14 protein-coding genes and 1 riboswitch are annotated in these 19,237 nt (G+C 63.2%); of the genes, 8 read left to right on the forward strand and 6 right to left on the reverse strand.

Annotation, left to right across the window (positions count from 1 at the left end):
• Positions 1–365 precede the first annotated feature (365 nt).
• A complete protein-coding gene (locus ABF990_RS05845) occupies positions 366–2,603 on the forward strand; it encodes an HAD-IIIC family phosphatase (RefSeq protein WP_415500547.1) in 2,238 nt (745 codons plus the stop codon).
• Positions 2,604–2,670: 67 nt separating this feature from the next.
• Positions 2,671–3,750, forward strand: a complete 1,080-nt coding sequence (locus ABF990_RS05850) for a glycosyltransferase family 32 protein (protein ID WP_415500548.1) — start codon at positions 2,671–2,673, stop codon at positions 3,748–3,750.
• A 36-nt stretch (positions 3,751–3,786) separates the two neighbouring features.
• On the opposite strand, the gene ABF990_RS05855 is transcribed toward ABF990_RS05850, so the two are convergent.
• Together ABF990_RS05855 and ABF990_RS05860 are read right to left on the reverse strand one after the other, a co-directional pair.
• Positions 3,787–5,280, reverse strand: coding sequence for a discoidin domain-containing protein (locus ABF990_RS05855; protein ID WP_415500549.1), 1,494 nt, complete (start codon positions 5,278–5,280; stop codon positions 3,787–3,789).
• Between the two features lie 152 nt (positions 5,281–5,432).
• Entirely contained in the window at positions 5,433–6,746 is a 1,314-nt protein-coding gene (locus ABF990_RS05860; RefSeq protein ID WP_415500558.1) for an ammonium transporter, read from the reverse strand.
• Between the two features lie 453 nt (positions 6,747–7,199).
• On the opposite strand from ABF990_RS05860, the gene ABF990_RS05865 reads away from it, so the two are divergent.
• Entirely contained in the window at positions 7,200–7,679 is a 480-nt protein-coding gene (locus tag ABF990_RS05865) for a hypothetical protein (RefSeq protein WP_415492221.1), read from the forward strand.
• Positions 7,680–7,940: 261 nt separating this feature from the next.
• On the opposite strand, the gene ABF990_RS05870 is transcribed toward ABF990_RS05865, so the two are convergent.
• The 3 genes from ABF990_RS05870 to ABF990_RS05880 are packed head-to-tail and all read right to left on the reverse strand — an operon-like array spanning position 7,941 to position 10,992.
• Positions 7,941–8,981, reverse strand: a complete 1,041-nt coding sequence (locus ABF990_RS05870) for a retroviral-like aspartic protease family protein (protein WP_415506520.1) — start codon at positions 8,979–8,981, stop codon at positions 7,941–7,943.
• Positions 8,982–8,983: 2 nt separating this feature from the next.
• A complete protein-coding gene (pip, locus tag ABF990_RS05875) occupies positions 8,984–9,946 on the reverse strand; it encodes a prolyl aminopeptidase (protein WP_415492219.1) in 963 nt (320 codons plus the stop codon).
• 8 nt (positions 9,947–9,954) lie between these two features.
• Positions 9,955–10,992, reverse strand: coding sequence for a tyrosine recombinase XerC (locus ABF990_RS05880; protein WP_415500559.1), 1,038 nt, complete (start codon positions 10,990–10,992; stop codon positions 9,955–9,957).
• A gap of 174 nt (positions 10,993–11,166) precedes the next feature.
• Here ABF990_RS05880 and ABF990_RS05885 point away from each other — a divergent pair, with 174 nt between their 5' ends.
• Complete coding sequence (locus ABF990_RS05885; RefSeq protein WP_415500560.1) at positions 11,167–13,410, forward strand: primosomal protein N'; 2,244 nt, start codon at positions 11,167–11,169, stop codon at positions 13,408–13,410.
• A gap of 324 nt (positions 13,411–13,734) precedes the next feature.
• On the opposite strand, the gene yajC is transcribed toward ABF990_RS05885, so the two are convergent.
• A complete protein-coding gene (yajC, locus tag ABF990_RS05890) occupies positions 13,735–14,097 on the reverse strand; it encodes a preprotein translocase subunit YajC (protein WP_415491366.1) in 363 nt (120 codons plus the stop codon).
• Between the two features lie 137 nt (positions 14,098–14,234).
• Here yajC and ABF990_RS05895 point away from each other — a divergent pair, with 137 nt between their 5' ends.
• From ABF990_RS05895 to metZ, 4 genes are all read left to right on the forward strand, one after another.
• Entirely contained in the window at positions 14,235–15,104 is an 870-nt protein-coding gene (locus tag ABF990_RS05895; protein ID WP_415491365.1) for an ATP-binding protein, read from the forward strand.
• A gap of 123 nt (positions 15,105–15,227) precedes the next feature.
• Entirely contained in the window at positions 15,228–16,394 is a 1,167-nt protein-coding gene (locus ABF990_RS05900) for a Rieske 2Fe-2S domain-containing protein (protein WP_415500551.1), read from the forward strand.
• A complete protein-coding gene (mutT, locus tag ABF990_RS05905) occupies positions 16,387–17,379 on the forward strand; it encodes an 8-oxo-dGTP diphosphatase MutT (protein WP_415491363.1) in 993 nt (330 codons plus the stop codon). Before ABF990_RS05900 ends, mutT begins: the two co-directional genes overlap by 8 nt.
• A gap of 185 nt (positions 17,380–17,564) precedes the next feature.
• A riboswitch (SAM riboswitch) is annotated at positions 17,565–17,644 on the forward strand.
• A 99-nt stretch (positions 17,645–17,743) separates the two neighbouring features.
• Positions 17,744–18,949, forward strand: coding sequence for an O-succinylhomoserine sulfhydrylase (metZ, locus tag ABF990_RS05910; protein ID WP_415500552.1), 1,206 nt, complete (start codon positions 17,744–17,746; stop codon positions 18,947–18,949).
• The last annotated feature ends 288 nt before the right edge of the window (positions 18,950–19,237 follow it).

Genomic DNA, 19,237 nt, shown 5'->3' on the forward strand with positions numbered 1-19,237 from the left:
TGCCGTGCTTGCCGTGCTTGCCGTGCTTGCCGTGCTTGCCGTGCTTGCCGTGAGCATGGAACATGCCCGCACAGTTCAATGCAAGTCCTGCCACGCAGGCATAATCACGACCCGCAGCGCATGGCACCGGTCATGCCGTGGTTACGATTTGGCAAGACAATAACCGTATGATTGTCCCGCCGGGACGGTGCCTGGCATCCGCCCGGTGGTGGAAAAAATCATGACGCGAACACACCCGGCACTATCCGGTCCATCAGCATGGCGGCCCCCGGTTCCTGCCGGCCTGCGCAGGCTGTTTCAGGCACCCCACATCCGGATTTTTAAGCAGCGTTCCTGACAGGACATGAAAACGGAAATACAGGACAATGGATTTCGATCAGAATGTCGTTTTTGAAATTCTTTCGTCCCGCCTGACAGGCAAGCGTTTCGCCTTTGGACCGGCCGACGGCCCGATGCTGACGGAAAACCTCCGCTTCGGCCGGAACGGGCAGATCGAAGGGTATTCGCACGCCAACGAATCGTATTGGGATATCTGCGCGGAACATTTCCGTATTCTGGACTGCAACGGAGGCGTCATGTGGCGTCCGGTCAACGTCAGCATGGATGCGGACGGGCTGCTCACCCTGCTGCTGATCCACCCGCCGTCTCCCCAGACACATTTCATTCTGCGTGAAATGCCACAGGAGATCGCCCCCCCTGCCCTGCCCCCCCCTCATGCCACGGAAGCGCAGGACGAACCGCAGCACGATGCCGGGCTGGGCGGAATAGGCGGACTGGGCGATGCGGACTACCTTTTTCCCTCCGACCTTGAAGTCACCCCTACCCTTCCCTCCCGCGTGCTGCTGATCGGTTCATGCCTGACGGCGCTATATGCCGAACAGTTCAGAACCCTGCATCCGCACACACATTTCGATTATATTGCGTATAATTTCGTCAGTATCCTGCCCGATACCCCACCCTGCCCCGCACAGGACTACGACTTCCAATATATCCAGATCCCGCTGCGCTCGGTGCTGACAGACCGGGTCGTGCAGGCCATGCGTCTCAACGATACGGCCTTTGCAAAAACCATTATGCATGATGCGTTCGACGTTATTGACGTCATGCTGGATGCGGCCATGCGATACAACCGTCAGCATGGCCTGCTCAGTTTTGTCTCCAGCTTTATCGTGCCACAAAAAAGCGCGGCACCCAGCCTGCGGGACAGTGGCGGCGCGGGCGATCTTTCCGATATCGTACGGCGCCTGAACGAGTATCTGGCACGAAAAATTGCAGATTATGACAATACCTATTTCATGGATGCCGATTCCGTCGCATCTGCCATCGGCAAGCGTTTCGTGCTGGACGATATGGTCTATTTCTACGGCCATGGCGCCGTTACCTACCAGGACTGGGACGATTTCGGGACCATTCCACGGAACGAGCCCATTCCGCCGCTGCACGCGTTCTATCCGACCCGACAGACCGATTTCGTGGCGAGCATTTTCCGCCAGGCCATGTGTGCGTGGCGCACCATAAACCAGGTCGATCAGGTCAAGGCGGTAGTGTTCGACCTGGACAACACGCTGTGGCGTGGCCAGATCGCGGAACATTACCGCCCCGACACACGCCCATGGCCCCGTACGGACGGATGGCCCCTTGGCGTGTGGGAAACCGTTCACGCATTACGGGCACGCGGCATTCTGGTTGCCGTGTGTTCCAAGAACGATCTCGCCCTTGTGCAGGAAAAATGGAATGACGTGGTTGATCCGCCTTTTCTCGCGTTGAACGATTTTGCCTGCATCAAAATAAACTGGAAGCCAAAGGCTGAAAATATCGCTGAAATCTGCAATGAATTTCAGATAAAACCCAGGAGCGTCGTTTTTGTGGACGACAACCCCGTGGAACGCGCCGCCGTCACGGCTGCTTTTACGGACATACGCGCCATTGGCGGCAACCCTTACCTGACCCGCCGCATCCTGCTCTGGGCGGCGGAAACACAGATCGCCCATCTGAGCGACGAATCAGCCCGGCGTGAAGACATGGTACGCCAGCAGATCCGGCGGGAGGAAAGCCGCGCGACAATGGAGCGCGAGACATTTCTTGCATCCCTGGGCACAACCGTGACCTTTGTTCCGATCACCTCGACCGATCAGCCGGAATTCAGCCGTGTCCTGGAACTGACAAACAAGACCAACCAATTCAACACCACCGGAAAACGCTGGAATTTTGAAGAAATTTCCCGACACATCGGCCGGGGCGGCACGGTTCTGGCCTTTATTGTAAAAGACCGGTTCACCACCTACGGGCTGGTGGGCGTGCTGTACCTGCGCGCGGGCGAGATTGTGCAATATGTCATGAGCTGCCGTGTACTGGGCATGGAAATAGAAGAATTCGTGGTCGCCCAGGCCGTGGCCATGCTGCGCGACGCCCCCGAAACACCAGCCGACATTACCGCGCATTTAACCGAAACAAAGGATAACACCCCCTGCCGGGATGTTTATCTGCGCTGCGGTTTTCAGGAAACGGAAAGCCAGGACGGCAGCAGGTCTTTCATTCTGTCGGAACAGGACATGCCCCGTTCTCCAGGTCATATTACAAAAACGGAACCCGAATTTTCCTGAACCGCAAAAGCGGCAGGCCCTGTTCTTTCCATGGGCGTACAGTCTGTCGCACGCTCTGGAGCAGACAATGACCGACACCCCGCAAACTTCCGTCATCCTGACACATCTTGGAACGGTACTCTGCCGCGCTCCTTCGGGCGTTCTGTTCCACTGCCTGCCCGACGAAGCACCGCAAAACGATATACTCTCTGTAACCGACACCACAGTCCGCACGCGACAGGGCCAGACCAACCTGATTGCAGTACCACGCGATGACGCGCCCGAAACGCTGTGCATACGCCATGACACACACTATCTTTGTGCCGAGCCCGGTGGCGCCGTTACCCTTAGGGATGCCGTGTCAGTGTGGGAAACATTCCGCTCCGCCACCGCCGGCGATGCCCGAACCACCCCGGACATGCAGGTGCATGAGCGCCGGCCCACCCCCAAACGTCGGCTACGCCGGATCAGCCGGACAATTCACCAGATCGGAAACTCCTCGACCCTGCCGGAAATTTTCTCACAGAACGTGGCACACCTCCAGCACCTGAACCCCGGCTGGTCTTACCGTTACTGGGGTGAAAAAGAGCGGCACGACTTCATTTACGACCATTACGGCTGGGATATCCTGCGCCGCTATCTGTCCATTAACCCCCGATACGGCGCGGCGCGCGCCGACCTGTTCCGGTATCTGTGCATTTATCAGCTTGGCGGCGTGTATCTGGATATCAAATCCAGTGCGAACCAGCCTTTCGAAACCATGATCAACGACAATGACGACTACCTGCTCTCGCAATGGAAAAACAGCCCCACGGAGGCATTCAGCGGTTGGGGGCTTGGGCCTGAAATCGGCTTTGTCGCGGGGGGAGAATACCAGCAATGGCATATCATGGCCGCCGCCGGGCACCCTTTTCTTGCATCCTGTATCGAAACCGTCCTGACCCGGATCGACCACTACACGCCCGATCTTTACGGCACGGGGCGCCTTGGTGTTCTGCGCGTAACCGGACCTTACGCCTATACCTTCGCGATTTACAAAATGCTTGAACAGCACAGCCACAGATTTATCGATTCAGAACGCTCCGGCCTGCTTTATTCCTACGTGCAGAACCACACCCTTTTTTTCGGCCGCCATTATTCACAGGAAAGCCTGCCGCTTGTTCTGTAAAGCCGCAGCCTTCCATGCCAGCGCGTTTATCACGCCCTAGGGCGCATAAACCTCGACCTGATCGAGATGCAGTGTCGCAACACCCGGCAGGCTGATACGCACAAAGCGACCGTGCTGCACGGGGTCGAAAACCACATCCAGCACACGCCCGTCCACACCGCCAAACGGCAGGCTGTCCTTGCGGGCGTAAACCAGACGCATGCCATGCATGTCCGGTCCGGTTTCAATCCGGACATGGCTGGCCCGGCTCATACATTCCGCCGGGAAAAGGCGATTATACAGCCGCACCCCCCTGATGCGCCGCATGCCCCCAAGGTCCACCATCCACCACGGGTTTTCTTCCTCCTGGGTATGAAAACCAAAGCCACCATCCCTGTGACCGTCGACCCCGCCTTTTGCGTCATCCTCCGGGGTGGTGCCCGTGGCCCAGGGCGAGACCGAACTCTGGCTGGCGGGCTGCCCGCCACTGATCAATGTGCCCGCAAAAGGCACTGTTCCGTTCACATCCCAATGCGGATAAGGCGGGTGTATGTCGGCCATTTGCAGATAATGCTGCGGGGTCAGCCGGAACAGCATATCCTCGACCTTGTTTTCGTGCAGGACCCTCAGGGCGAATTCGGTCCGCATCTGCACATAAATATCCTGCAACTGGGCAAATGCGTCCGTCATGTCCTTTACAAAGCCGATTTTTGTATAATGATCCTCGTTAAAACGGATTTCGTTAGGGAAACCCGCATCTATTCTGACAAATCTCGCCTGATCCTTGAAATTGCCGACCACGCCCCCGGTGGCGATATGCCGCTCAAACGCGCCCTCCCACGCCATGGCCTTCGGCCATGGATCGTTCTTGTGGGAATACGAGCGATATTTGTTTTTCAGCCTTTCAATCCCGCCAAGATGGGTAAAATGCCACCCGGCGTCATGGACGGTCTGGTACTGCCCCCTGTCCGACAGGTCACGCCTGAAATCACGGCCGAAGCGGGCTTCCGACAGGTTTGAAAAATCGTCCAGCATATGGCGTTTGAGCGCATAGGCCGCTGACCAGCCCTTTGGGGTGGCGCACAGGTTCATGTAGAACTGATACATGGGCATGTCGAATTCCGTAAAACCATTGAACAGGGCCGCCTGTTCAATGGCCTCGGGACGCAGCAGTTCGTCCGCGTCGCAGACAAGAAGCAGATCGTTCGGATCGGCCTGCATGACGGCACGCCTGATCTGATCTTTCTGGTAATGTTCACGCACCCAGAAATCCTGTGTCTGGGGCGTGTCGTCCACCACGACATGAATCACCTTGTCCAGGAACGGCGCATAGCGTTCCCTGTTCTGGGCAAAGATCAGGGGTTTTGGCAGCCCTGTAAACGTGGTGGTTGATTCCACGATCACAAAAAAATCGACATGTTCGTAATGCATGCGAAAACGCAGATCCAGTATTTCCAGTTCGTTGAAGAACGGAAAACAGTCATAGACCTTGCAGTGCCGTGGCTTTTTTCTATCGCCCGGCACGCTTCGCACCGCACCCAAATCGGTCATGATCCTGAACCCCCGAACTTATCAGACGTCGCAGAATAAGCCTTGAGGGTTCATGACAGATGAACGGCGATCACAAAAAAGCCTCTGCCGCGTGCTGCGGGCAGAGGCCGGAAGAGACTGCATACCCTGCCCCGCCGGGACAGGGTATGACGTCATGCGTTGATCTGTTCTCCGTGCAGGGAGGTGTCCAGACCTTCCAGTTCCTGGTCGGGCGTCACACGCAGGCCAATGGTCGCATCGACAATCTTGAGCAGCACGATGCTGATGACGGAGCACCACACAACCGTCACCATCACGGCTTCGGCCTGCACCAGCAACTGGTGCGCCGAACCGACAATACCGGTGGGATTGGCATCCGTCGCGGACAGCGGGCCATAAGCGAACACGCCGGTCAGCAGCGCACCGATAATGCCGCCCACGCCATGCACGCCAAATGCGTCCAGGCTGTCATCGTAACCCAGCATGTGCTTGAGCGATGTGGCACTCCAGTAGCAGACAGCGCCCGTAATCAGCCCGATCAGCAACGCGCTGCCCGGCAGGACAAAACCCGCCGCGGGCGTAATGGCGACAAGGCCGCCCACGGCACCCGAAATAATACCCAGCACCGTAGGCTTGCCGGCCCGGATCCATTCGATTGCGATCCAGGCAACACCGGCCCCTGCGGCTGCGATCTGGGTCGTGACCATGGCCATGCCAGCCCGGCCACCAGCCCCCACGGCGGAACCGGCATTGAAGCCGAACCAGCCAACCCACAGCAGGGATGCGCCGATAACGGCATATGTCAGGTTGAAGGGGGCAAGGTCGTCATGCCCGAAGCCCTTGCGCCGCCCCAGAACCAGCGCGCAGACAAGCCCCGCGATACCGGCGTTGATATGCACCACGGTGCCGCCCGCAAAATCGGCAGCGCCCATGCCGGCCAGCCAGCCGATGGGGCTCCAGACCCAGTGCGCGATAGGGGCATAGACCATCAGCGACCAGGCAATGGAAAACACGCACATGGCGCTGAACTTCATGCGTTCGGCATACGCCCCCGAAATCAGCGCCGGGGTGATGATGGCGAACGTCATCTGGAACATCATGAAGACGCTCTCGGGGATGGTCATGGTCGTGGCGTTCGGGGAATCTGCACCCAGCACAAAAGGAATATCCACGCCATTATGGATATGCTCGCCCAGCCCGTTGAGCAGCAGCCGCGACGCTCCGCCGATCCAGGGCGTGCCGGTGGTGAACGCCAGGGAATACCCGGCCACCATCCATACGATGGACATGATGCAGCACAGCGCGAAAGACTGCATCAGCGTTGCCAGCACGTTTTTCTTGCGCACCATGCCCGCGTAGAACAGGGCCAGACCGGGTATGGTCATCATCAGCACCAGCGCTGTGCTGACCAGCATCCAGGCCGTGTCACCCGTGTCGATCGCAGGGGCAGCATCAGCGGCGAACGCCCGCCCGCCCCCGGCCACCATGGCCGTGAAAACAGTTGCAAGCGACACGCAGGCAGGCAGGCCCACGCGCCGGACGACGGACACAGCCCTGGATGACGATAGAAACATATATGAGATATCCCCTCACACAACGCAATTCGGGCACGAGCCCACGACCTGATTTTCAGGGTGCCATTATTTCACTCGTGTCTCAAGCGCAACAAAACACTTGTAACCAGCCTGCGCCAGCCTCCCGCCTGCCTGACTGCACCGCCCCTTGCCTGCCTGTGCTGACCAGCGCAGACAGGCCCTGATGCGTGCCGGGCGGGCCAGAAAACGTGACTTTTTCTTTTCGGGCACTTATGGGCCTTTATCATTTCATTTTTTTACCATAGCTTTTGATGCTGATCAGCAACCGACTCAGACACGGGCGGTTATAGACGAGTCTGCCTGACCCGGGCTGATTCCATTCGATCTCAGGACTAAGGTGCCGTCATGAAAGTATTTGCGCGTATTGGTCTGGCGTCCTTGCTGCTTGGCGGCGCCACCGTGCTTGCCACGCCCGGCGCTCATGCGCTGACCGCCAAGGAATGCCATGAAAAATTCAAGGCCGCCAAAACCGACGGCACGCTGAACGGCCAGAGCTATTCCGCCTTCAAGGCAGCAAGCTGCGACGCCGCGGCACCTGCCGCAGCCACAGCGCCCGCCGCCACCCCGGCAACACCGGCCCCGGCGGCCGAAACGCCCAAGCAGGCGGCCACAACAACCCCGACCCCGACAACCAGTGCGTCGGGCGCGGTATTCCCCACCGCCATCGCATCGCAGTATTCCTCGCTCAGCGCCGGTACGGCCCGCCGCAAGACCTGTGACGACCAGTACAAGGCCAACAAGGCGAACAACGCCAATGGCGGCCTGAAATGGATCCAAAAGGGCGGCGGCTATTACAGCGAATGTAACAAGCGCCTGAAAGGCTGAACACGTCGTCTGCCATGCAAGCCAGAACAGGGCACCCCTGTTCTGGCGACAGGCAGGCCACCGACAAGACGGGCCGTATGGCCACCCCGGCCCCGATCAGGGGCTGTTTCAAAAGCAGGCCGCGCACAGTCTGGCAAAAGACTTGCCGCCCCGAAAAACGGGGTTGAGCCCCTGTGCCGGGGCAAAGCATGAAAAGCCTGCCCACATCCGCCCCGACAAGCCCGCCCCCAGACTGGCACCGCCGGTTCTGTTACGCTTTGTTCAGTCCTTCCGCCTGGCGGACGGCATGACATACAGCGTGCCTGTACTATAAGAAATCCAGACCCGGTGGGTTGCGAACCAGTCTGACCCCAGCAGCATATCCACCGTATCGTGCAGGGGCGCCACTGTCAGGACCGGGGCGTGTTCCTGTTCCTGCCCGATCTGGAGCAGGTTGAACCTGTGCCAGCGATAGGGCTGCTCATGCCCGTCCACCCCGGCCGTCACCCCGCCGGGGTCCTGTGCCAGGGCCTGCGGCGTTACCCCCATGCGCAGGGCCGTTCTTTCTGCGACAATTCTGGACCGCGCCCCGCTGTCGACCAGAGCCCGCAGGGGCCAGCCATCCAGTTCCACCTGCGCGATCACGCGCTGGCGGCCTGTGGTCTGGAGCGGTACGGCACGGTAGATATAGCGCCAGCCCACAGGCCCGGAACAGCCTGCCCCCCTGGCCGACCAGAATGCCATCCATCCTCCCGCCACGTTCAGTTCGATATCGTAGCGCGAGAGCATGTCCCCGCCGATCAACCCTTCCACGGCGGGATCGGTCCGGGGCACGGCTGGCAGGCCGCTGACCGGCACGGAAACGGGGCCGAATTCCAGGCCGCCGACCGTAAGCGAGCGCACAATGACATTGGGCACGATACGCCCCATACCGCCGGTGCCGTGCACCACGGTATGGGTGGTGGGGTCGGGCCGTGTGTCGAACAGGGCCGCCGCTTCGGGCGAGAGCAGGCTGCCCTCGGACCCCGTATCCACGATCATGCGGGCATTGTGGCTGTTGATACGGGCCGCAACCGTCAGAAAACCCGCATCGTCATAAAGGCTGACACGTGCGATCAACTGCGGGCAGCCTGGCTCCGCCCGGGCGGGCGCGGCAGCAGACGCCCCAGCCGCCACGGCCAGCGCCAGCCCCATCGCGACACCCGTTGCCGGACCCGACCGGCTACCCGCGTCCCGGCGCCATGCGGTGCGGCGCCACGCGAAATACCCCCTGCCCCATTGCCCGGAGCACGTCGGAAACCGCCAGCCACCAGCCATGCGCATGGTCAGGCCAGTTCGCGGGCGAAGCGGTCTGTCGCATTCAGCAGGGCTGTCAGAATCCCCGGTTCGAACAGGGCGTGCCCCGCCGCGTCGATCAGGTGCAAATCCGCCTCCGGCCAGGCCCTGTGCAGGTCCCATGCCGTACGCACGGGGGTTGCCATGTCGTAGCGCCCCTGCACGATGACTGCGGGAATATGCCGGATCCGCTCGACATTGGCGATCAGTTGCCCTTCCTCCAGCCAGCCGCCATGCACGAAATAATGGTTTTCGATCCGGGCGAAGGCCAGCGCGTAATCGGCTTCGTCATGCTGGGTTTCCAGTTCGGGGGAGGGCAGCAGGGTCAGGGTTCTCCCCTCCCACAGGCTCCATGCCCGTGCGGCCTGCAGGCGTTCAGCGGCATTATCGCCCACCAGGCGGCGGCGGTACGCGGCCATCATGTCGCCGCGCTCGGCTGGGGGAATGGGGGCCTGAAAGTCCTCCCACCTGTCGGGGAACAGCCAGGAGGCACCATCCTGATAATACCAGGCCAGTTCAGCCCGACGCAGGGTGAAGATACCGCGCAGCATCAGCGCGCTGACACGGTCGGGGTGGGTCTGGGCGTAGGCGAGCGCGAGGGTTGATCCCCACGAACCGCCGAACACTGCCCATCGATCCACCCCGCACAACACGCGCAGGCGCTCGATATCCGCCACCAGATGCCATGTGGTGTTCGCCTCGAGCGAGGCATGCGGCCGTGAGCGGCCGCAGCCGCGCTGGTCGAACAGCACAATGCGGTAGCGCGCGGGATCGAACAGGCGCCGCTGGGAGGGCGAACACCCGCCACCGGGCCCCCCATGCAGGAACACGACGGGAATACCGGCGGGGTTGCCGCATTCCTCCCAGTAAACCTGGTGCCCTTCCCCCGTTTCCATATAGCCGTGCGCATAGGGTTCTATGGCGGGCCAGGGCGCGCGATATGCTTGGGTCATGCCTGTGTTCAGTCCTTTTCCGCCACGACGGGCATCGGGCGCGGCGGTGCGGGTACCGCATGCTCCGCCCCGCCGGGTTGTGCGCCCAATTGTGCACGCGGATGCGCGCGCGTCCAGACATCGACCAGATGCGCCTCATCCGCCAGGGTGTAACGCTGGGTGGTGGACAGGCTGGCATGGCCCAGCAGTTCCTGGATCACCCGCAGATCGGCCCCGCCTTCCATCAGGTGGGTGGCAAAGGAATGGCGGAGCGCATGCGGCGTGGCATGGTCCGGCAGGCCGGACAGCACGCGCCATTCCCGCATGGCTTTCTGGGCCACGGCAGCCTGCAACCGCCCGCCCCGCACCCCCAGAAACAGCGGCGAGCACGCATCTGGCGCGGGGTGCCGTGCAAGCCATGCCTGAAGAGCCGCCCCGACCTGCGGCAGCACCGGCACCAGCCGCTCTTTCCCACCCTTGCCCCGGATCAGCAGCACTCCGCCAGCCGCGACCGAGCGCATATCCCCCACATCGAGGTTCAGCGCCTCGGAAATACGCAGGCCGCAGCCATATAGCAGCAGAAACAGCGTGACGTTGCGCTGCTGCTCGAACGGGGTGCGCGCAAGCTCCGCAATATCGTCCGGCGCGGCCAGGGCATCGGGCCTTGGCAGGGGGCGCGGCAGGGTCTTTTTGGTGCGGGGTGAACCCAGCAGGGAAACGGCGGGGTTTTCCACCCCTTCCCGCCGGGCCAGATATCGGAAGAACGACCGCAGGGCGGAAACGCGTCGCGCGCGCGTGCGCGCCGCCTGATCCGGGGTGGAAGGCGTGGCCCGCGCACGGCCGCGTTTTCGCAGCGCCTGTTCCTGCTCGTGGGCAAGCCAGGCGCGCAGGTCCCGCAGGGATATGGCGGCAAGCCCCGCCATATCCGGCAGACCGTCGAGATGCACGGACATGAACGCCAGAAACCGGGCCAGATCGCCACGATAGGCCTCCACCGTCAAAGGCGAGGCCCGTTTTTCCACCGCCATCCAGTCCAGAAATTTCTGGACCGCCTCCTGCGCCGTCATGCTGCCATTCCCCGCTGCCTGCCCCCGCCCGTTATCGTGCCGCCTGTCATCGTGCCAGCCGTCATGCGCCCCCGCAGCGGCAGACCGGATCGGGGGCCTGCCGTAAAGATACCCTGTTCTTTGCCGCACGGCACGCCTAAACAGGCAGACATGGCCCAGCCTTCCCTGCCCTGCATGCCCGACGATCCGGCCAGCGCCCCACCAGTACCGGAAGACAGAACGCCGCACCGCGTGCCGGTTCTGCTGCCCCTGCCTTTTGCCGGGCCGTTCGACTACAAGGTGCCCCCGCATCTGCCTCTTGCGCTGGGGGATATTGTCAGCGTGCCGCTGGGCAACCGGCGCGAAACCGGCGTGGTGTGGGAGACGGCCTCCCTGCCCGCGGACCTGACCCCGACCGACACACAGGCCCCAGTGGCCGCCAGCCGCCTGCGCGCCGTTGCCGCACGGCTGGACCTGCCCCCCCTGCCAGCCGAGTTGCGCCGTTTTGTAGACTGGGTGGCTGCCTATACGCTCTCCCCCCCTGGCATGGTGCTGGCCATGACATTGCGGCTGCACATGCATGGCACCACCACACCGGCCACAGGGTGGCTGGCCGTAGCCCCCCCGCCCGACACCCTGCGCATGACGCCCGCGCGCCTGAAAGTGCTGGCCCTGCTGGACAATGGCACCCCCCGCAGCACGACCGACCTGGCCAGTGCCGCGGGGGTCAGCGCTGGCGTGGTGAAAGGCCTGGCCGATGCGGGAGCCCTGCGCCCGGTCCAGCTTGGCCCCGAACGCCCCTTCGGCCAGCCGGATGCCGCCCACAACCCGCCCACCCTTGTTGGCGCGCAGGAAACCGCCGCACAGGCCCTGCGCCAGAGCGTGCGTGACGCCTGCTTCAGCGCCACACTGCTGGAGGGCGTGACAGGGTCGGGCAAGACCGAAATTTACCTTGAAGCCATAGCCGAATGCCTGGCCCAGGGCAGGCAGGCGCTGGTGCTGCTGCCCGAAATAGCCCTGTCCGCCCAGTGGATGGACCGTTTCAAACGCCGCTTCGGGGTATTGCCCGCCATCTGGCATTCCGAGGTCGGCCAGCGCGCCCGCAGGTTGACATGGCTGGGCACGACGGATGGTAGCGCACAGGTGGTGGTGGGGGCGCGTTCGGCGCTGTTCCTGCCATTTTGCAACCTTGGCCTGATTATTGTGGATGAGGAGCACGAATCCGTCTTCAAGCAGGAGGAAGGCGTGATCTACAACGCGCGCGACATGGCGGTCGTGCGCGCGCGTCTGGCGGGGTTTCCCGTCGTGCTGGTTTCAGCAACGCCCAGCATGGAAACGCTGGTGAACGCGCAGGCCGGGCGCTACCGCCACCTTGTGCTGCCCACGCGCCATGGCGGCGCCACCATGCCCGAAACCCACCTGCTGGACCTGCGCGACACCCCGCCCGAACGCGGGCAGTTTCTCTCCCCCGTGCTGGTGGGCGACATCGCCGCCACGCTGGAACGCGAGGAACAGGCCATGCTGTTCCTGAACCGCCGGGGCTATGCGCCGCTGACCCTGTGCCGCACCTGCGGCCACCGCATGGAATGCCCGCACTGCACGGCATGGCTGGTCGAACACCGCGCCCGCCGGGTGCTGTCCTGCCATTACTGCGACCATACCGAACCGCTGCCCGACGCCTGCCCGTCCTGCAAGACAGAGGGCAGCCTGACCGCCATAGGTCCGGGGATCGAACGTATTACCGAGGAATCTCGTGCCCATTTTCCCGATGCGCGCATTCTTGTCATGTCCAGCGACACGCTGGGGGGCCCAGCCGCCACGGCCGAAGCGGTGGAAAAAATCGCCCGGCGCGACGTGGACCTGATCATCGGCACGCAGATCGTGGCCAAGGGCTGGCATTTTCCGCACCTGACGCTGGTGGGCGTGGTGGATGCCGACCTGGGACTGGGCGGGGCCGACCTGCGGGCCGGTGAACGCACGATCCAGCTTCTGCACCAGGTGGGGGGGCGCGCGGGCCGGGCCGAGGCGCCTGGTCGCGTGGTGCTGCAAAGCTACACGCCCGAACACCCGGTCATGCAGGCCTTGCTGGGGGGGGATTTCCAGTCCTTCATGGAGCAGGAAGCCGAACAGCGCCGCCCCGGATTCTGGCCGCCTTACGGGCGACTGGCGGCCCTTGTCATCAGCGCAGAAAATGCTGCCGAGGCCGATGATGTCGCGGCCCGTTTCGGCCGTACCGCACCTTATGGCGACGGTATTCAGGTGCTGGGCCCGGCCCCGGCCCCGCTGGCCCTGCTAAGGGGCCGCCACCGCCGCCGCCTGCTGCTGCGCACGCAGCGCACGATTGCCGTTCAGCCCATTCTGCGGCGCTGGCTGGCCATGGTGGCCCCCGGGCGGGGAATCCGGGTGGATGTGGACATAGACCCCATTTCTTTCCTGTAGCGCGACACCTGAGGCGGCACCGGAGCAGGCAAGGCCCGAATGCGCCCCGGGAACAGCCCCGGCGAACACTCTGGGTGAACACTCTGGGGAAACACCCCAGGGCGACGCACTCCGCACCGGGGTTAATGCCTGCACCGGGACACCCAAGGCCGGACATTGCGGACGGGTCTCCCCCGACTGGACGCCCCAGACCGAACACCCGGGCCTGAGACCCGAGACTGGACTGTTCCGACCAGGCGCTTCTGGGCTCGGGGGCTCGGTCCGGTCGTCCAGTCCAGCGCCCAGGCTGGCTACACCAGCCTTGGCGCACGGCCTGTGCGGGGCTTATTTTTTGGCGGCGGATTCGTCGTTGGCGGGTTTGGCCGTGCTGGTCAGGACAGTGGAGATGGTGTCGCGCAGGACCATGACGCGCACATTGGGGGCGATTTCGACCTCGACCTCGGCGGACTCATCACGGCTGCGCTGCACCACGCCGATCACGCCGCCCGCCGTCACGATCCGGTCGCCACGGCGCAGGGCCTTGAGTTCGGACTTGAGCTGCTTCTGCCGCTGCTGCTGCGGGCGGATAAGCAGGAAATACATGATGGCGAAAACCGCGATAAAAGGCAGGAACGACATGATCCCCGACATGGAGCCACCACCGCCAGCGGACTGCGCATAAGCTGCGGGGATAAGGAAATTGGACATGGGATGCACACTTTCAGGAAAGGCCGGTTGCGAAAACTGAGGAAGTGACCATAGTTTTCAATCCTTTTCCGTCAAGCATCCATCATGCAATCCCTGCCCACAAGACACCACGCCCCCTGCCCCGAAAGGAGACCCGGATGATCGACCCCCAGCATTCCGTTCTTGAACGCATTGCCGCGGCCTTGGAGCGCCTGTCGCCCCCACCCGCGACACTGGACGGGGTAGACAGGGCCGATGCCTTCGTCTGGCTGCCCGAACGTGGCAGGCTGCTGCCCATCGCCCATGTGGCCCATGTGCCGGTGGACCTGTTGCAGGGCGTGGACCTGCAACGCCGCATACTGCTGGACAACACCCGCCATTTCGCAGAAGGGCTGCCCGCCAACAACGCCATGCTGTGGGGCGCGCGCGGCATGGGCAAGTCCTCGCTCGTCAAGGGGGCGCATGCGCTGGTCAACCAGGTGGATGGCAAGGCATGTGTACCCGGCACGGGCCGTGTGGTACTGATCGAAATCCAGCGCGAAGACCTGGCCACCCTGCCGCTGCTGCTCAGCCTGCTGCGTGAAAACCCGCGCCGCTTCATCCTGTTCTGCGACGATCTGTCGTTCGAGAAGGAAGATCGGGACTACAAGGCGCTCAAATCCGTGCTGGATGGCGGCATTGCCGGCCGGCCCGACAACGTGGTGTTCTATGCCACGTCCAACCGCCGCCACCTGATGCCGCGCGACATGATCGAGAACGAGCGCGCCACGGCCATCAACCCCTCGGAAGCCACGGAAGAAAAAGTCTCGCTTTCTGACAGATTCGGCCTGTGGCTGGGTTTTCATGCCTGCGAGCAGGATACCTTTGCCCAGATGGTGCGCACCTATGCCCGCGAACGCCGCCTGCCCGTTGCCGAAGACGAACTGATGGCCCGCGCGAACGAATGGTCCATTACCCGTGGCGGCCGGTCCGGGCGGGTGGCGTTCCAGTTCATCGAGGACCTGAGCGCGGAACTTTGTGCGCGATAATGAACAGATAATGAAGACCTGATGCTCTCCCGCCTTGCGTCTTGCGTCACGATGAGTTGAGATGGCATTCGCAAATGCGGCTTCAGCCTGGGGCCGCACGGGATATCATTGTTTCGAGGTGACATGAACCAAACTACCCCGCCCGGCGCGAACACGGTCGATCTTCGAACTGTCCGCTCCCATCCGGATTACTGGTACCCCGTTGCCTGGTCGCGTGAACTCAAGCCCGGAAAAACCATCGGCACCCGTTTCGCTGGCACGCCCATTGCCCTTGTGCGACCCGATGAGGGACCGGTTTTCGCACTGGAAGACCGCTGCGCCCACCGTCAGGTGCCGCTCAGCAAGGGGGTGGTGTCCGGCGCGTCGGTCAAATGCTGCTACCATGGCTGGGCCTATGGCCGCTCCGGCCGGTGCATTGACGTGCCTTATCTTGGCAAGGGCAAGCTGCCCAACGGGGTCCGCACCTTCCCCTGTCGCGAACAGGACGGCATGATTTTCGTGTTCCCCGGCGACCCGGAAAAAGCCCAGACCACAGCGCTGCCCCCCGCCCTGGCGCGTGCGAGCGACCCGTCCTACAAGACGCGCTATTTCGGCCGCCAGGTGGGCTGCCATTACAGTTTCATGCATGAAAACCTGATGGATATGAACCACCAGTTCATGCACTCCAAGCAGATGGGACAGATGAAGCCCCGCTTCCTCGGCCAGAAGAAAGAGGCCGGCATGGTGGAGGCCAGCTACAGCTTCGCGCGCACGGGCGGCAAGCAGCCCATTGGCGAGGCGCTGATCTTCGGGGAACGGCGCGATGCCTCCGCGCAGTTCCAGCACCGCGATGTCATGACCATCCGCACGGAATACCCCTACCAGACGCTGCGTATCCAGACCGGGGACCAGGACCCGGTCATGGATCTGTGGATTGTCTATGTGCCGCAAAGTGCGGATCAACTGACCAACCGCACCTTCGGCCTGCTTTCGGTCAAGCGCCCCAAAATTCCGGGCCTGCTGGACATGGCATGGCCGTTCCTGATCGCGTTTACCGAACGGATTTTTGCCGAAGACCGCGAGATCGTGGAACTGGAACAGCAGGCCTGGCGCGAACTGGGCGGGGACCACAACCAGGAGGTTTTCCCCGTTATCAACGCGTTGCGTTCCCTGCTGATGGAATGCGGCCTGCCACCGGGAGCGTCAACTGGAACACCAGACGGGACACCATCTGCCGCTCCGGCCGACACCCCGGCCAGCACTCCAGCCGGTACTGCGCAAGCCACCGCCGCCGCGGCCCCGCATGCCTGACACCGCACCCCTGGTGCTGGAGGCCCCCCCATACCGGCTGAGACCGCTCCACCCTGACGACACCACCGCCATGCACCACCTGGTCAATGACTGGGAGGTGGTGCGCATGCTCAGCCGTCCGCCTTTTCCCTACCCGCGTGACCTGGCGGAAGACTGGATCGCCACCACACAGGCCATGCAGGCCAGGGGAGAGGGGTATCATTTCGCCATTACCGGGCCGGATGGCGCCTTTGTGGGCTGCGTGGGCCTGCGGGTGGAAACCCCGCCCCAGGGGGGCGGACGGATCGGCCAGCTTGGCTACTGGGTCGGTCGACCTTACTGGGGGCGCGGTATAGCAAGCCTTGCCGCGGCCCGCGTGGTGCGCTGGGCGCTGGCCCATCTGGACATTGCCGGCCTGCGCGCCACTGCAGCGCAGGACAACGCCGCCTCCATCAAGGTGCTGGAGCGGATCGGCTTCCGGCATGTCGGCACCGACCGGCAAAGCTTTGTCGCCCGGGGGACCGAACTTGCCGTGAGCGTTTTCGAAGCCACCCGCGCCGATCTCGACCGAAGCCCGGCAAGCCCCCCGACGCAGCCCGGTGCACCAAGGCGGCTGGTGCTGGTCAGCGCCGCGGCACTGATCAACCAGCAGGGCCAGATCCTGCTGGCCCGCCGCCCCGAAGGCAAGAGCATGGCCGGGCTATGGGAATTCCCCGGCGGGAAGCTGGAAGCGGGAGAAACGCCCGAGGCCGCCCTGGTACGCGAACTGCACGAGGAGCTGGGGCTGGACATGTCGCGCGCCTGCCTTGCGCCTTTCACCTTTACGTCCCACGCCTATGCGGACTTCGACCTGCTGATGCCGCTGTACATCTGCCGCCGCTGGAAAGGCGAGCCAACCCCGCGCGAAGGGCAGAAACTGGCCTGGGTGCCCCCGCATGCCCTGCATGACTACCCCATGCCAGCAGCGGACCTGCCCTTTATTCCGCTCTTGCAGGACCTGCTTTAATCCCTGCCACACCCCCGGCCCCAACGGCGCATTACCGCGCACATGGCAGGCCGGATACGGCAGCAGACACACATGGACACACACCCCCATGCAGAACCGCGCAGCCGCATGCCCGCGACATTGCCCTGCCCGCCCCGCTTGACGAACCCCGACCCTTGCGCCTAACCAGAATACCGGAGCCCGGAGCGGGCTCCCCTCGTGATTTGTCCGGCTGGCTTGCGGCGAGGTAAAAGAAATGCGCTAAAGAGGCCCTGATGGCGCATGCCCGCCGTCAAGGTTTCCACGGTCAATTTAAGAGACAGGCCCGCCCGCAGCCGCGCGGCGTATCTGTTATCTGACGAGAGAGAACCGGATACCACACTCCATGAGCACCAACGACACCTCCGCCAGAACATGGCGCCCCGCCACGCGCCAGCTCCATGCCGGGCTGGAACGCACGGAATACGGCGAAACGAGCGAAGCCATTTTCCTGACCTCGGGCTTTGTCTACGACAATGCCGAACAGGCCGAAAAAACCTTTACCGGCGAAGTCACCCATTACCAGTACAGCCGCTTTGGCAACCCTACGGTGGCAGCGCTTGAAAACCGGCTGGCCGACCTTGAAGGGGCGGAAGCCTGCATTGCGACCTCCACCGGCATGGGGGCTGTCTCCTCGGCTCTGCTGTCCCACGTCAAGGCGGGGGACCGGGTCGTGGCGTCACGTGCGCTGTTCGGGTCGTGTTACTGGATCGTGGCCAATCTGCTGCCCCGTTACGGCGTAAAGATCGCGTTCGTGGACGGCACCGACCTTGCGGAATGGGACAGGGCCCTGTCCGAACCCACGGCGGCCGTGCTGCTGGAAAGCCCGTCCAACCCGATGCTGGATATTCTCGACATCGCCGCCATTTCCGAACGCGCCCACAAGGCCGGTGCGATCGTGGTGGTGGACAATGTCTTTGCCTCCCCCATCTATCAGCGCCCGCTGGAACTGGGCGCCGATGTGGTCGTGTATTCATGCACCAAGCATATCGACGGTCAGGGCCGGGTGCTGGGCGGGGCCGTGCTGGGCCGCAAGGACTGGATTGCCGAGACACTCCAGCCCTTTACACGCAATACCGGCAACGCCATGTCGCCCTTTAACGCGTGGGTCATGCTCAAGGGGCTGGAAACGCTGTCCCTGCGGGTGGACGCCATGACACGCAACGCCGCCGCCGTGGCGGACTACCTGGCCAGCGCGCCGGGCATTGTGGGCGTACGCTACCCCGGCCGGAGCGACCACCCGCAATACGAACTGGCCAAACGCCAGATGAGCGGCAGCGGCACGCTGGTGGCGTTCGAGGTCGAGGGCGGGAAAAAAGGCGCATTCGCCTTCATGAACGCGCTGAAACTGGTCGCCATTTCCAATAATCTGGGCGATGCGCGCTCGCTGGTGACCCACCCGGCCACCACCACCCATTCCAAGATCGACGCCGCCGAACGCGCGACGCTGGGCATTACGGATGGGGCGATCCGCTTCTCGGTCGGGCTGGAAGACAGCGCGGACCTGATCGACGATCTGGCCCGTGGCGTTGCAGCCCTGAAGTCGCTCTGACCCAAGGGCAAGGGGCCTACTCCGCAGACATGCGGGGGCGGTCCCACCCCGGCCCGACCTTGCTTGAGGGCCTGCCCCTGTTGGTGGACCCTGGTGGTCTGGCTTGGTGGGCGGGCTTGGCCATCCGGGCTTGGCCATATAGCCGGGCGGCCGGTCTCCGGGGGCTCTCCCGCGCTGGCTGCCGGCGGCATGCGCGCCCGATCCGGGCGGCGGGAGCCACGCCTGCGGCCAGCAACCCCGCGCCGGAAAGGGTCCGTACCCCACCCCGGCTTTGCACGGACCGCCCTT

The sequence above is a fragment of the Acetobacter sp. genome, assembly GCF_047723915.1.
In the GTDB taxonomy this organism is placed as follows: Bacteria; Pseudomonadota; Alphaproteobacteria; order Acetobacterales; family Acetobacteraceae; genus Acetobacter.

What these genes read in the sequence shown, in the direction of transcription:
- yajC (WP_415491366.1), bottom strand. Translation starts at nt 14,097, where the DNA reads ATGTCCAATTTCCTTATCCCCGCAGCTTATGCGCAGTCCGCTGGCGGT.
- ABF990_RS05900 (WP_415500551.1), top strand. Translation starts at nt 15,228, where the DNA reads ATGAACCAAACTACCCCGCCCGGCGCGAACACGGTCGATCTTCGAACT.
- metZ (WP_415500552.1), top strand. Translation starts at nt 17,744, where the DNA reads ATGAGCACCAACGACACCTCCGCCAGAACATGGCGCCCCGCCACGCGC.
- mutT (WP_415491363.1), top strand. Translation starts at nt 16,387, where the DNA reads ATGCCTGACACCGCACCCCTGGTGCTGGAGGCCCCCCCATACCGGCTG.
- ABF990_RS05845 (WP_415500547.1), top strand. Translation starts at nt 366, where the DNA reads ATGGATTTCGATCAGAATGTCGTTTTTGAAATTCTTTCGTCCCGCCTG.
- ABF990_RS05885 (WP_415500560.1), top strand. Translation starts at nt 11,167, where the DNA reads ATGCCCGACGATCCGGCCAGCGCCCCACCAGTACCGGAAGACAGAACG.
- pip (WP_415492219.1), bottom strand. Translation starts at nt 9,946, where the DNA reads ATGACCCAAGCATATCGCGCGCCCTGGCCCGCCATAGAACCCTATGCG.
- ABF990_RS05880 (WP_415500559.1), bottom strand. Translation starts at nt 10,992, where the DNA reads ATGACGGCGCAGGAGGCGGTCCAGAAATTTCTGGACTGGATGGCGGTG.
- ABF990_RS05865 (WP_415492221.1), top strand. Translation starts at nt 7,200, where the DNA reads ATGAAAGTATTTGCGCGTATTGGTCTGGCGTCCTTGCTGCTTGGCGGC.
- ABF990_RS05860 (WP_415500558.1), bottom strand. Translation starts at nt 6,746, where the DNA reads ATGGTGGCCGGGGGCGGGCGGGCGTTCGCCGCTGATGCTGCCCCTGCG.
- ABF990_RS05895 (WP_415491365.1), top strand. Translation starts at nt 14,235, where the DNA reads ATGATCGACCCCCAGCATTCCGTTCTTGAACGCATTGCCGCGGCCTTG.
- ABF990_RS05855 (WP_415500549.1), bottom strand. Translation starts at nt 5,280, where the DNA reads ATGACCGATTTGGGTGCGGTGCGAAGCGTGCCGGGCGATAGAAAAAAG.
- ABF990_RS05870 (WP_415506520.1), bottom strand. Translation starts at nt 8,981, where the DNA reads ATGCGCATGGCTGGTGGCTGGCGGTTTCCGACGTGCTCCGGGCAATGG.
- ABF990_RS05850 (WP_415500548.1), top strand. Translation starts at nt 2,671, where the DNA reads ATGACCGACACCCCGCAAACTTCCGTCATCCTGACACATCTTGGAACG.